The 13448-nt window shown below is 54.3% G+C and carries 14 protein-coding genes; 13 read left to right on the forward strand and 1 reads right to left on the reverse strand.

Going from position 1 to position 13448, the window contains the following annotated elements:
• Positions 1 to 44 precede the first annotated feature (44 nt).
• From NZ705_04015 to NZ705_04025, 3 genes are read left to right on the forward strand one after another with little or no spacing between them, the layout of a single operon-like run.
• The gene (locus tag NZ705_04015) at positions 45 to 1796 is read left to right on the forward strand and encodes a chloride channel protein (GenBank protein MCS7292122.1); all 1752 of its coding nucleotides are present in this window, start codon (positions 45 to 47) and stop codon (positions 1794 to 1796) included.
• A gap of 45 nt (positions 1797 to 1841) precedes the next feature.
• Positions 1842 to 3665, forward strand: a complete 1824-nt coding sequence (locus tag NZ705_04020; GenBank protein MCS7292123.1) for an ATP-binding protein — start codon at positions 1842 to 1844, stop codon at positions 3663 to 3665.
• Positions 3666 to 3693: 28 nt separating this feature from the next.
• A complete protein-coding gene (locus NZ705_04025; GenBank protein ID MCS7292124.1) occupies positions 3694 to 4680 on the forward strand; it encodes a response regulator in 987 nt (328 codons plus the stop codon).
• Here NZ705_04025 and NZ705_04030 read toward each other — a convergent pair.
• Complete coding sequence (locus NZ705_04030; protein ID MCS7292125.1) at positions 4646 to 5062, reverse strand: nucleoside 2-deoxyribosyltransferase; 417 nt, start codon at positions 5060 to 5062, stop codon at positions 4646 to 4648. The two genes, NZ705_04025 and NZ705_04030, sit on opposite strands and share 35 nt — an antisense overlap.
• A gap of 191 nt (positions 5063 to 5253) precedes the next feature.
• On the opposite strand from NZ705_04030, the gene NZ705_04035 reads away from it, so the two are divergent.
• From NZ705_04035 to NZ705_04080, 10 genes are read left to right on the forward strand one after another with little or no spacing between them, the layout of a single operon-like run.
• On the forward strand, positions 5254 to 6924 hold the full coding sequence (locus tag NZ705_04035; protein MCS7292126.1) for a SulP family inorganic anion transporter: 1671 nt from the start codon (positions 5254 to 5256) through the stop codon (positions 6922 to 6924).
• A gap of 39 nt (positions 6925 to 6963) precedes the next feature.
• Positions 6964 to 7302 (forward strand): cation:proton antiporter subunit C, encoded by a 339-nt coding sequence (locus NZ705_04040; protein MCS7292127.1) that lies wholly within the window; start codon positions 6964 to 6966, stop codon positions 7300 to 7302.
• Positions 7299 to 8732: a cation:proton antiporter gene (locus NZ705_04045; protein ID MCS7292128.1), complete on the forward strand. Its 1434-nt coding sequence runs from the start codon at positions 7299 to 7301 to the stop codon at positions 8730 to 8732. The genes NZ705_04040 and NZ705_04045 overlap by 4 nt, the downstream gene beginning before the upstream one ends.
• Positions 8726 to 9100 (forward strand): Na+/H+ antiporter subunit E, encoded by a 375-nt coding sequence (locus NZ705_04050; protein ID MCS7292129.1) that lies wholly within the window; start codon positions 8726 to 8728, stop codon positions 9098 to 9100. The genes NZ705_04045 and NZ705_04050 overlap by 7 nt, the downstream gene beginning before the upstream one ends.
• The gene (locus NZ705_04055) at positions 9097 to 9363 is read left to right on the forward strand and encodes a hypothetical protein (protein MCS7292130.1); all 267 of its coding nucleotides are present in this window, start codon (positions 9097 to 9099) and stop codon (positions 9361 to 9363) included. The genes NZ705_04050 and NZ705_04055 overlap by 4 nt, the downstream gene beginning before the upstream one ends.
• A gap of 3 nt (positions 9364 to 9366) precedes the next feature.
• A complete protein-coding gene (locus tag NZ705_04060; protein ID MCS7292131.1) occupies positions 9367 to 9672 on the forward strand; it encodes a monovalent cation/H(+) antiporter subunit G in 306 nt (101 codons plus the stop codon).
• A complete protein-coding gene (locus NZ705_04065) occupies positions 9656 to 10192 on the forward strand; it encodes a DUF4040 domain-containing protein (protein MCS7292132.1) in 537 nt (178 codons plus the stop codon). The genes NZ705_04060 and NZ705_04065 overlap by 17 nt, the downstream gene beginning before the upstream one ends.
• Entirely contained in the window at positions 10189 to 10821 is a 633-nt protein-coding gene (locus NZ705_04070) for a Na(+)/H(+) antiporter subunit B (GenBank protein MCS7292133.1), read from the forward strand. Before NZ705_04065 ends, NZ705_04070 begins: the two co-directional genes overlap by 4 nt.
• A gap of 37 nt (positions 10822 to 10858) precedes the next feature.
• On the forward strand, positions 10859 to 11617 hold the full coding sequence (locus tag NZ705_04075; GenBank protein MCS7292134.1) for a DUF1350 family protein: 759 nt from the start codon (positions 10859 to 10861) through the stop codon (positions 11615 to 11617).
• Between the two features lie 23 nt (positions 11618 to 11640).
• Positions 11641 to 13065, forward strand: a complete 1425-nt coding sequence (locus tag NZ705_04080; GenBank protein ID MCS7292135.1) for a hypothetical protein — start codon at positions 11641 to 11643, stop codon at positions 13063 to 13065.
• Positions 13066 to 13448 lie beyond the last annotated feature (383 nt).

Raw genomic sequence — 13448 nt, forward strand, 5'->3', positions numbered from 1 at the left:
CCAGCAGGAACAGTCCCTAGACTAGAGATAGGGTGCATACGGGCATGGCTACAACATCTGAACGGGCGCAACGTGGGTGGGAAGGGCTGCCATTCTCCCCCGAAGTGTTGCTGTTGACCCTGGCAGCTCTGATGGGCGGTGGGACAGGATTGTGCGTTGTTGCGTTTCGGCTGGCCATTGCAGCGATCCATTGGAGTGCTTTTGAAATCTTGATGGGGTGGATCGGCGGCTGGGGCACCTGGAGTTTGGCGCTGGTGCCCGTTCTTGGCGGCGCACTGGTGGGTCTCCTGACCTGGTGGGCGCGGGATTGGCCGGTTGTGAGCGTGCGGGCGCAACTGTGGCGGTTAGGTTTAGCGGCTCTGTCTCTAGGGATGGGTGCATCATTGGGACCCGAAGCCCCTAGTGTGGATTTGGGCGTCTATTGGGGGCGCAATCTCGGACAACGGCTGCGAGTTTCCCAGGAACGATACTTGGTTTTGCAGGCGGCGGGTGCAGCCGCAGGTTTGGCGGCGGGCTTCAACGCTCCTATTGCCGGTGCCTTCTTCGCCTTTGAGGTGGTGCTAGGGACAACGTTTACCGGCTCCGCCGTGCCCCTCGTGCTCTTGGCCGCTGTGGTAGGGGGACTGGTTGCCCAGGCGGGATTGGGAGCGCAACCGGCCTTCAGCCTGCCCCCCTACGAAGTGCGCACCGTGTTGGAATTGCCCCTGTACCTGGGGTTAGGCGTGCTGGCCAGCGGGCTAGCCATCCTCTACACGGCGTCTTTAGGGGAATTACGACCTGGCCGACTCCGGGGGATACCAAGCTGGCTCCAACCAATGCTAGGTGGACTGGTGATTGGCGCCGTAGCCCTGGTGTTGCCCCAGACCCTAGGGATTGGCTATGAGGTCATTGAAGCCATGCTCCAGGATGTGCATTTTCCCCTGGGGCTGTTGCTGACGCTCTTGCCCGTCAAACTCGCATTAACGGTGGTCAGTTATGCGACTGGTTGGGTTGGGGGCTTGTTTGCGCCGGCCTTGTTTTTAGGGGCCGTTCTCGGTTCCGCCTATGGTCAAGTTGCAGGCCAGGTGTTGGCTACGGCTCACATTCACATTGCCGACCCACCCGCCTACGCTATGGTGGGCATGGCGGCCCTCCTGGCCTGTAGCACCCGTGCCCCTTTGACGGCCATCCTGTTGTTGTTTGAATTGACCCGCAACTATTTGATCATCCTGCCGGCGATGGCGGCGGTGGGGTTGAGCATTTGGCTGCTGGACCAGGTCTATCCCCATGGAGCGCCCATTGGCCTGCATTCTCTGGACCGGGAAGAACAGCGATTTCTCGCGGATTTGCGGGTGATGGATGCCATGATCCCGCCGCCGTTGCTAGTGCCGCCGGAGCGGAGCCTGGGGAAAGTTGCTCAAATGCTCATGGAGAACCAGCAGCATACCGCGCTTGTGGTCAATGCCCAGCGAGAACTGGTGGGCTTGTTGACCCCCCAGGACATCCAGCGGGCGATTCGCACCCATGGCCCCCTGTGGTATTCCGTGCCGGTGGGGGAATGGTGTACCCGCGAGTTGCAAACTATTTATCCCGACCAAAGTCTAGAGCAGGCTCGGCAACGCATGCTCATGCGCGGCTTATGTCAGTTGCCAGTGGTGAGTCGGGGCAAGACGCAGCAAGTGATTGGGCTACTCGAAAAAGACCGGATCGAGACGATTCAAAAGTTAGCCCTGACACAGCGGGTCCTGGCGCAAAATTTGAATTTACTAAATGGTCATGGAGCCGCCGTTGAATCTCCCAACTCCATCAAATCCTGAGTTATAATGCGCGGCTAAGAGAAGCCGAGGCATCTCGGGCAGTAAATGAGTAATGCGGCTAGAAGAGTGAAGGATCTTCTAAAAACTGGTCAAGCCTATATCAGTAGAGCTTGTCAAATCTACATTGATCTAGCTGATAGCACTAACAACCATATTGGTTGGGCAATAGGTGGACTTCTCTTTGCATCAGGAATGACGTTCTTGACGATGATTTCTCCTGTAATTAGTCCGGTTCGACATGCCTTTCGTATGTACTACGAAGAAACCATACCTAGGGTGCAGACAGTGGATTTTAATATGCTTTTTCATATGCTGCCCCAGGCCTTGTCCCAAGCATCTCATGGGCAGAAGTTTAAAGATATCTTTGCCAGGGGTCAGTCCAATAATCCTAAAGCCCAGGCCATTCGGCAAATTCTGGATAGCAACTATGGTGTCTTTAGTCTAGTGATTACCGATGAATCTGTCCCTGTGTTGAGTGATGAAAAGCAGATTTTATATAAGACCAAGCGACAAAACCTGAAAGATATTCTGGACGAAGGCCACGCCATACATACAGACTTGATTCTTTATCCTCATCCTGTATGCAATGTGGCTGGTTATAAGGACCCCAAAGCTACAGACCTTATCATCAATTATGATTGCGTCAAAGCTATACGAGCAGCGGTTGTCTCTGGAAAGAGCAAGGTTGTGGGTCGGGTGCATTATATTCGAGGTAAGACCCCAGATTATCTGAATAATCTCTTTTTATTTCTTCAGAATTTTTGGGGGAATGAAAGTGGGTACTCGTTCCTTCGAACAAGCATATACTTTACATTTTCTGGCTGGCTTCTCTTTTTCGCAATTGTTTATGTTGCCTTTAAGGAAAGGTATCTTCAGAATATATCAAGAAAGCTTGATGAGGAGAGATTCCATCGTGAATTAGCAGAGAGACATGAGGAAATAGAGAAGCGAAAACGACAAGCTGCTGAAACTGAAGCTGAGCTTGCTAGAGCTCGTGCTGAACTGATGAGCTTGTATCAACTAGATTGCCGAATTCGTTCTCTCTTTGATGCAGAGTTTGGTGCGCCGATAGGCAACCAGCTACAGATCATTAAAAGTCATTTTCTAGCTGTCATGCTCCGCCTTGATAATGATGTGCGTAATATTCATCATGACCTAAGCAAAGCTTCCTTACTCAGATCCCCTGAAGATCTTCGGGAAAGAATCAGCGCAGTCCTTACCAATACTGACCGGGATGATGTGGTTAGAGACATAGCGGATAGTTTAGATAGGATTCACCAAAGCTTTGTCGTCATTAAGCAGCTAAGAGATGACTTGGGAGAAATTACAGCTCTGGAGCCCCGACCTTGCTCAATCCTAGAGTTAATCAAATCTGTTTACACTAGAGCCAAAGAACGTTTACCACAAGCAAGCCTGATATTTGAATACCAGGGCAAGCCTTTGGATGATAACCACTTAGACCAATTCGAAGAGAAGGAAAGAAGACATACAATCCTTATTAATCCATGGCATTTTAGGAGCATACTAAAGAACGTAATAGATAATGCCTATGCTGCTTGCAATAGAGAAGGCATCAGGCCCGAGATTAGAGTTGGTTGCTGTGTGTATGAAGAGCAGAACAAATGCATTGTTACTGTTCAAGATAATGGCCCAGGTATTCCTACGCATATCATCGATAAAATTTACAGTTCACCTGAGAAACTAAATCCTCGCCCAAATCGAGGAAAAGGAAGTATGATTTGCTTTGCTTATCTGAGCTTCTGGAATGCTTCAGCGAAAGCTGAGAACCTAGATAGAGGCGCGAGAGTAACTCTTGAATTCTGCCTAGAACCCCAGAGAGTGATACAGATCTCAACCCAAAATAATTAGGCCTATTGAAGGACAGGAGATGCAGACCATGACGCTCATTTTAGTTGTCGAAGACGACCGGGAAGTTGCATCTATTTGGCAAAATTGGTTGCAGAGTTGGGGTTACGACTGTGACCTCGCCCACACCTATCGAAGTGCAATTGACAAAATCTTAGCAAGTGTTCGTAGCCAGCCGGAAGAGTCTAAGGAGTATGACCTGATTATTTTAGACCATAACTTGGATGGTGGTCTCACGGGACTGGATGTTCTGATTGACCTGGCTGAATGCCACGGATTACAGGATTACGGGCTTTACCGGGTAGTCGTCGCAACGGCCTCTACCGAAATGGCCATCGTGCCAGAATATGCTAGGCTCGGTGCTGTGAGTCATCTCGTCAAGGACATCAATGAACATCAATTGCACGCAGCAGTTATTAACGCATTGAGCCAGCGAGAACGATACACCAATTACAGGTACGACTGGGAGACAGCTATCGAATTGCTTCAAGAGCTGAATTTGCTACCCGCAATCGATGAGATGCAGCGGGAAATTGAACGACTAAGGTTTATTGAAGAAGCCTATGAACAATTGCGAAGGGATTTGCAAGAGATAGACAGAACAAAGATTATTGACAGATATGAACAGGCCACAGAGCTTGTTAGAAGAAGTTTTGTTCAAATAGATTCAATCTTACCCTTTCTAAAACCCTTTAGCGTAACCAGGAATTTTCTAGATGATGTTAGGGAAGTTTTCAGGAAACGACGTCTAATCTTTCATGCGCTCCAAAGTTACTTGTGCCGGATTGCTGGTAACCCGAACGCTTATATGGTTAAACACTTGGAAGGAAGGGCAACTGGCCACTATGAATATCGCGTTGGTCGTGACTACCGCCTCTACTTCCGCCGAGAGAATGGTCAGATTGTTTTGGAAAGGTTTGATGATAAAAAAAATCAGGGTAAAGTTCTGGAGTACATCGAAAAAACAGGCGGTGGTTCCATATTCACTGGTGACCGACAAGCCTATTTACTGTCGTAGCAATCGTCGGGAAAAGGTCAACGGATGTTTCAATGACAGCCGCCGCGCTGTAATACAGCATGGCATTAAATCCGCCTGTATCCCCCGACCTGCGAAAGTCAGTACGGACAGCAATCACCGGGATTCCCTTTGCCACGGCATAGCCGCACTCCCAGCATGTGCCACTGTCAGCGTCAGCGCCGTCCAGGATTGCCACCACCACGTCGGCATTCGACAGCCCTTCTAAACAAGTCTGGTAAATATCTCTGCCCGCCTTGCCCTCGCACGCGACCTGGGGACAAAAGACGGTTAACCCCTGGTCCTGCAAGTATCGGGCCAAGTCTAGGTTGAACGTCTGTTCCGCCAAGGTGAATAAGGGCGCCGCTAGATAGACCTTGGCCATCGGTTCGCACCGCAATACCGCTGTCCTTAACAGGTTACCATCCCCACCACTGTAAATTTTTGTGTACTTGTTTCTTAACGTCTGCTAGGCGAGAACGGGACGGTAAATAAACTTGTTCGCCGTAGCCTTAGACTTTTCTTTATAGCGACTATAGGCATCCCTCATCAGAGCGATCAACAGCGATTGGACCCATGACCATCACCAACCTGATTCACCTGCGCAACCTGCGAGCTGACATTTTGGGGGGGATTACCACCGCGATTGTTTCCATTCCGTTAGCGCTGACGTTCGGCGTGGCGGCAGTGAAAAATCCCGTCGCTGGTTTGTACGGGGCCATCTTTGTCGGGTTTTTCGCAGCCCTGTTTGGCGGGACACCCACCTTGATTTCCGAACCGACGGGGCCAATGACGGTGGTGATGACCACGATTGCAGCAAGTCTGACGGCGGCCAATCCCGAAAACGGTCTGGCGATGGCCTTTACGGTGGTGATGCTGGCAGGGTTGTTTCAGGTGGTCTTCGGGGTGTTCAAGCTGGGGAAATATATCACCCTGATGCCCTATAGCGTGATTTCGGGGTTCATGTCGGGAATCGGGGTTATCTTAATCATCCTGCAAATTGGGCCGTTTTTGGGGCAAGAAACGCCAAAAGGTGGGGTCATCGGTACGTTAAAAGCCCTACCGCAATTGCTGAGCAATATCGATCCCAATGAAGTTTTTCTCGCCGTATTAGCGCTAGCCATTATCTTTTTGATGCCATCTCGTTGGAAGCAGTTTTGTCCTCCGCAACTGCTGGCCCTGATTGTCGGTACATTGGTGTCGTCATTCTTTTTTGCGGATGATGAGATTCGGGTTATTGGTCAAATTCCAGTGGGATTGCCAACCTTAACCAGACCTACCTTCACAGTGGAGCAAATAGGCACAATTGTTGTAGATGCATTTATGCTGGCCATCTTGGGCTGTATTGATACGTTACTGACAGCGGTTATTGCCGATAGTCTAACTCGTACAGAACACGACTCAAATAAGGAACTCATCGGCCAAGGAATTGGTAACTTTTTCGCGGGATTGTGCGGGGGATTGCCGGGTGCAGGCGCAACGATGGGGACGGTTGTGAATATTCAAACGGGGGCGCAAACGGCGCTTTCGGGCATTACACGGGCGCTGGTTTTGCTGGCTATTGTTGCTGGGGCTGCCCCCTTGATGAAAGACATTCCCATGGCGGTATTGGCGGGGATTGCGGTGAAAGTGGGAATTGATATTTTGGATTGGAGTTTCCTGAAACGGGCGCACGTGGTGTCGTTACGGGCCGCACTGATCATGTATATCGTGCTCCTGTTGACGGTGTTTGTGGATTTGATTGTGGCGGTGTTTGTGGGGGTGTTTATCGCCAATATGCTCACGATTGAACGGTTATCGGAATTGCAATCAAAAGAAGTCAAAACGATTACGGATGCAGACGATGCCATTCATCTCAGTCCCGAAGAAAAAGCGTTGCTCAATCAGGCGCAGGGTCAAGTGCTGCTGTTTTACCTGAGTGGGCCGATGATTTTTGGAGTGGCGAAGGCCATTGCGCGGGAACATGCGGCCATGAATAATGTGGGGGCCATCATCCTGGATTTGACCGATGTGCCGATGCTGGGAGTCACGGCTTGTTTGGCAATTGAAAATATGGTGCTCGAGGCGTTGGACAAGGGCCGGGTGGTGTATATCGTGGGGGCGGCGGGACGCACGCGCAGTCGTTTGCAAAAATTTGGTCTGCTCGACCGGTTGCCTGTGGATCATCTGGTCAGCGACCGCAAATTGGCCCTGCAAAAGGCGCTGGTGGAATTGAATTTGCCGGCAACCGTGGCGGAAGTCAATTAAAATTCTGGTAACCATCTGCGCAAGCATCGGAGGGAGGCCATGCTGCTGGAGGCCTGCGTGTTCAGCACGATTTTGCTGGGTTTTTGGGGCATGCTGTTCAAGCAAAATTTACTGATGAAAACCATCGCGATGGATGTCATGAGTACGGGGGTTGTAGCCTACTATGTGCTGGCGGGCGGGCGCAAGGGCCTGTTTACCCCCATTTTCCAACCAGGACGCGCGGTGGATTACGCAGACCCAGTGCCCCAGGCGGTGATTCTGACGGCGATTGTGATTGGCCTATCGATCCAGGCGCTCATGCTCGTCGCAGTCATGAAACTATCCCGAGATTACCCAACCCTGCAGGTGCGGGATATTGAAACCAAAAATATGCCATGAATACGCTGACAATTGGCTGGTTGGCTGGGGCGTTTTTTCTGGCATTTACCACCTATCTCATTCCCCGTTTTGCCAAAGTATTGAGCTGTTTGGGTGCCGTTTTTTCCTTGGGTTATGGGCTGGCTCTAGCGGCAATAAAAACACCCGTTTCACTCCGTTTGTTAGATAACTTTGGAGTGAGCTTATTGCTAGACGAGTTGACGGTTTTTTTTGTTCTCACCAATGCCCTGATTACCCTGGCGGTAGTGTTGACGACGTGGGAAACGGATAGAACGCCGTTCTTTTTTGCCCAGTTGCTGACCCTGCACGGCAGCTTGAATGTGGCATTTGCCGTAACGGATTGGGTGAGTCTGTATGTGGCGTTGGAGGTCGTGGCTATTTCGGCCTTTCTGCTCATCACCTATTCGCGCCAGGAACGGGTGCTCTGGGTGGGGCTGCGCTACTTGTTCGTGAGTAATGTGGCGATGTTGTTTTACCTAGTGGGAGCGGTGTTGGTTTATGAGGCGCACCATTCGTTTGATTTTGGCGGTCTGCGGGTGGCTCCCCCAGAGGCGGTGGCGTTACTGCTGCTGGGATTGCTGGTCAAAGGGGGGGTGTTTCTGCTGGGGTTTTGGTTGCCAATGACCCACGCGGAGGCGGAAGCGCCTGTGTCGGCTCTGTTGTCTGGGGTGGTGGTCAAGGCGGCCCTGCTCCCGCTGTTGCGCTGTAGTCTGCTCATGCCAGAGGTGGAATCCCTGGTGCGCGGTGTCGGGGTGGCAACGGCTGTACTGGGTGTGGTCTATGCGCTTGGGGAACGGGACGTAAAACGGTTGCTGGCCTGGAGCACGGTGTCGCAGGTGGGGTTTGTTCTGGCAGCGCCGTCGGTAGGTGGGTTCTACGCCCTGAGTCATGGGTTGAGCAAGGCGGCGCTCTTTCTGGTGGCGGGACGGTTGCCGAGTCGCCAGTTGCCCCAATTGCGAGCGCAAGGGGTGAGTTGGTCGTTGGGGTTACCCTGGGGATTGGCCAGCCTGTCTATGATGGGGTTTCCTGGGCTGGCGGGGTTTGGAGCCAAGGTGTTGACAATGCAACAGTTATGGCCCTGGCAAACGGGGCTGATGTCAGCAGCGGCGGTGGGCACGGCGGTGGTCTATGGGCATTTGCTGTTCGTCCCGTGGCGCTGGTCGGGGGAATCCCCATCGTCCGGGCTGCAGGGAGCCTTGGCAGTGTTGCTCGGGGGTCTGATGCTGGCCAATGGGGTTGATCTGGGCGTCTTTACAGGAAGTGAAATGGGCAAAGCACTACTCACCATCGCCCTAGGTTGGGGATTATATTGGGGGGTGAGTCGTTGGTGGAGCCTGCCCTTGCCCCACGCGGGCGAACGGTTGGAGCATCTACTGGGGATGATGAGCCTAGGGCTGGTGGTGTTGTTTTGGTGGGTCTGGGCATGGTAGGAACCATTTTGCTGCGTTTGCTGGTCTGGTTTCTGCTGACGGCGAATTTCAGCGGCGAAAATATCCTGCTGGGGGTGCTGGTGGCGGTGCTGTTGCCCCGAGGTCGGCGGCTGCCCCAACGCTGGCCGGAATTGCTGCAAGGGATATGGCGAATTGTAAGGGCGATTCCCCAAGCCTACCGGGAGGCGCTGGAAATGATGCTGGTGCCCCATCACCGGGAGGTCGTCAGGATGGACCCCGTGACATCGCCCCGCACGCCAGGGTTGGTGTTTCTGGACATCTTCTACATCACCTTCACGCCTAAGACCATCGTGCTGAACCAGCGGGAAGGGGGTTACGTGGTGCATTACCTGGAGCCAGGCCAATGACGCTGTTGCAGGGGGTCCTGTGGGGGATGATTGCCGCGTTTTGGTTGCCGCTGTATCCGACGCTGCGCCGGGGCGACATTTGGGAAGTGATGCTGGCGCTGTCGAGTGTGGCGACCAAGTCATCGTTGATCCTGCTGATGGTGTCGGTCATCCGGGATGACTGGATGATGGGTCTAGTGGGCGTGATTACCTTGAGCGTGGGGAATGCAGGGTTCATGTTGCTGGCGCATCTGCTGCGACGCCTAGGGCAAACGGGAGGCTAGTTTATGGTCGAGGTGGTGAGCGGGATTGGCTTGGGGGTCGGACTGTGGTTCTGGTTTTGGGGGACGCCGGTGCTCTTGACACGCCACTCCATCCTGTTCAAACTGCACCATTTGTCGGTAGCGGATACGCTGGGTTCGATGGCAATCATGGCGGGGTTGCTGGTGCGCCGTCCTCGGGAGTGGCCCTTGCTGGTGCTGGCGGTTCTCTCGCTGGTGATGTGGAATACGGTGCTGGGGTACGTGCTGGCCTACTGCGCAAGCGCCCATCAGCCCGTGTCGGTGGAGACGCCCGATGGACCCAACCATTGAAGTCATTGCCCTGCTGCTCCCCTTGACCGCGGGATTGCTGGTGGCGGAGACCAATCCTTACCGGGCACTGGTGATCCGGGGGATGTTTGGGGCGATGTCATCCCTGCTGTACGGGTTGCTGGGGGCGGCGGATGTGGCTTTGACGGAAGCCTTGGTGGGGACATTGCTGGCGGTGATTCTGTATGCAGTGGCCGTGCGGTCGTCCCTAGTGGTGCGGTTGGGTGTGTTGCAGCAGGATTTCCAAGCGGCGGCGCCGGAGTGGGTAACCCTGACAACGGCATTGCGGCAAGCGTTCAAATCCTGGCATATGCAGGTGGAATGGGTGCCCTACGAGCAATCCCAGGCGTTGGAGCGGGCGCTAGCGGAGCGAGAAGTCCACGGGATTTGCACTCGCTCGCCAACGGCGGTGATTCAGGCTAAAACCCGCGTGTACCGACTGTACGAAATCCTGCAACAAGAAGGGGTTGTACCCATTGTGATGTATGACCAACCAGTGACCAGCTCGGAGGAACCCCGATGATGAAATGGCTGTACGTCCTGGCGGGCTTAGCGTTTGGGGTCAAGATGGTGGTGCTGCCCCATCCGGTTACACCGTCGCCCCTAGCCATCGTGGAAGCCTTGGTGCAAGATGCTCAGGTTCCCAACACCGTAGCCACAGTTATTCTGCGCAATCGCCTGTTTGATACGGTGTCGGAGGTGATTGTATTTACGATTGCCATTTTGGGGGTGCATGCGTTGATGGCGAATGAACGTCCCTTGTCCCACGTTCATCAGGTGACGGATGCACCGTCGGTGGTGTTGGCCCAGGTGGGGGCGATGATCAGCGCGCTGGTGGGGGTGGAACTAGCGGTGCGCGGGCACCTGAGTCCAGGTGGAGGCTTCGCTGCTGGTGTAGCGGGTGGCACAGCCATTGGCTTGGTGGCGATGACGTCCCCGCCGGAAGCGCTCCAACGCCTTTACCAACGGTGGCATGCGGCGACCTGGGAAAAACTGGCGGTGGTGGCGTTTATAGTTATCGCTGTACTAACGCTGTTGCGCTGGGAGGGGAGCTGGACCATTCCCTTGCTCAATGTGCTGGTGGCGATCAAGGTGACGTTGGGTTCTTGGGCGATGGTGCTGGTGTTTATCCGCTATCGGGGGTTGTTGTAACGCACTAGACTAGGAAACGGATACAGAAGGGATGGGCATGGGCGAGCAGTGGTTAGAGTGGGGCCAGTCCCAGGTGTTGATCCCGCCGGCGCCAAGGGGAATCATCCACTTTTTGGGCGGGGCGTTTGCGGGGGCCTTACCCCAGTGGAGCTATCGCCAGTTGTTGGAAGGGTTGGCCCAGCGGGGGTACATCATTGTGACCCAATCGGTGATTCCCAATCTGGACCACCGGGGGTTGGCAGCCCAGGCGTACCGGCAATTCCAAGAGGTAATGCAGGGTCTCACGTTGCCGTCGAATTTGCCAGTCTATGGCCTGGGGCACAGCTTGGGCTGCAAATTGCACCTGCTGATTGGTTGTTTATTTCCGGTGGAACGGGCGGGGCATATCCTGATGAGCTACAACAATTTCGGGTTACAGCGGGCCTTGCCCTGGCTAGAAAACTTGCGTCACGTGCCGGTGTTAGACCAGTTGCCGGTGGAATTTAGCCCGTCTCCCAAAGAAACCCTAGACTTTATTCAGCGGCGGTATCGGGTTGCTAAAAACGTGTTGATTCGCTTTAGCCATGACCGCCTCGACGAGACGCCCCAGTTGGTCGAAATCCTGCAGCAGAAGTTTCCAGAGGGATTACGGGTGCATTACCTACCGGGCAATCACTCCACGCCCCTAGGGCTAGAGGTCAACTGGGAACCGGCGCGGGCGTTCAGTCCCTTGGATGCGCTGGGGCAATGGTGTAAGGAGTGGGTGTACCGCGACCTGCTGACTTTGGAACGGGTGATTGCTGGGAGTTTAGCCTAGGGATGGGATTCGGCATTGGGGTTTTGTTTGCGGTCGCCGTGGCGTTGATGGTGGCGCGAGTATTGCCGGCGTTACTAGCCTTGCCGTTGCTGGCGACTGGGATGGGATTGGTGGCGATAGCAGGCGGTCAACTCACCTGGAACGACTTGTTTTTGGGGATTTGGGTGGACGGGAGTTTGCGGCTGGCGGAACCCATGGTGCTGGCGATGCTGGGGGGAATGCTCAGCAGTTGGCTGCAAAAGACAGGCATTGCCCAGCAGTTGGTACGGGGAGGCGCAGAATTGGCGGGGGACCGGCCTTGGCTATTGTCCGTGCTATTGCTGGGCCTGGTGGCAGTGCTGTTTTCGGTCGTTGGCGGCCTGGGGGCGGTGATCATGGTAGCGACGGTGGTGCTCCCCATCCTGCAGGCGTTGGGTCTCCGAGACTACCTATGCGCAGGCATTCTGCTGTTCGGGATTAGCTTGGGGGGGTTGCTGAATCCGGGCAACTGGGCGGTCTATAAAACGGTGCTGGGGTTGAGCGATGCAGACGTCAGCCGCTATGCCTTGAGCGTTTGCGGGGTCATGGCCATCGGCGCTGTGATATTTACTGGCGTGGAGTTGTGGCGTACCCGGCTGTTGACCTGGTCGGGCTGGCGCTGGCGGTCGTTGACGTGGCCGGGGCTGGCGGGTGTGGCATTCTGGGGCTTAGGGCGCATGACGCTACCGGGTTGGCGCTGGCTGGTGGGCTGGGGTTTGACCATTTGCGTCCTGATCGGGCTGGTGCAAGGTTGGCGACGCTGGGGACAGCAACCGCAGTTGGCCTGGTACGCCTATCTCACCCCTTTAGTGCCGCTGTTGCTGATTGTGGGGTTTGGTATCCCATTTATTCCCGCCTTTCTGCTGGGCTTGGCCTATGGATTTGCCGTGACCCTGCGCCGGGGGAGCGTGAACCTGTTGACCGGGGCTTTGCTGGAGGGTACAGCGAGCGTGGCTGCCGCGGTGGTGTTGCTCATAGGCGTGGGCATGACCTTGAGCGCTGTGCTGGGGCCGACCAAGACGGGCGCGGCTGCTGCGTGGTACACCCAAAATCCTGAAACGGTCTGGCCCATCTTGGCGGCAGTGCAACCCTTGTTAACCCCTTGGATTCCCACCGCACCACTGGGTTACGTCGTGGGATTTGCCTTGCTGGCACCGCTGGCATTGTACCGGGGACCTTTGAACATTTGGGGTTTAGGCTACGGCATGGGGGGTGTGCTGCTCAGCGCTGGTTTACCTGCAGGAGCCGTCATGGGCGTGTTGATGTCCTTGGGCGTGATTCAAGGCGTGTGCGACCCCACCAACACCCACAACGTCTGGCTGGCGAACGCTGTCGGCGCCGATGTCAATCTCCTGTTGCGCAAAACGTTTCCCTACGCCTGGGGGATTGCCGTGGTGGGGTTGCTCCTAGCGGCTGGTCGCTATTTTTAATTGCTAGCGGCTTAGCGAAACCATCTTGCCCGCAGATTCTGGTTCAAACACATAGCTATCTGTACGGAAGATTCCTATGTGTATTGCATTATCCTGAAGGGGGGAGTAAATCGGGCATGCAATTGATATCGCAGCCGAAGTCTCCACTTACTGGAGAAATCTAAAATAGGCAGGAAGGGTTAGGGTTGGCTTGGCTGGAACTCCCTATGGACCGTAAAGAACTGATTAACGCTCTGCAGCCGGAAAGAATGATTGTCAAACCTGGACATAAAATTAAGCTGAAAGACCTTGACCCAGCTTATACTGGCAAGCTCACCAAGGAATAAGCTAGGGAGATTTTATATAGCTAAGCACACAGTGCTTGACATAGGCGGCAACCGGAA

Source organism: Gloeomargarita sp. SKYB120, assembly GCA_025062155.1.
Classification (GTDB): Bacteria; Cyanobacteriota; Cyanobacteriia; order Gloeomargaritales; family Gloeomargaritaceae; genus Gloeomargarita.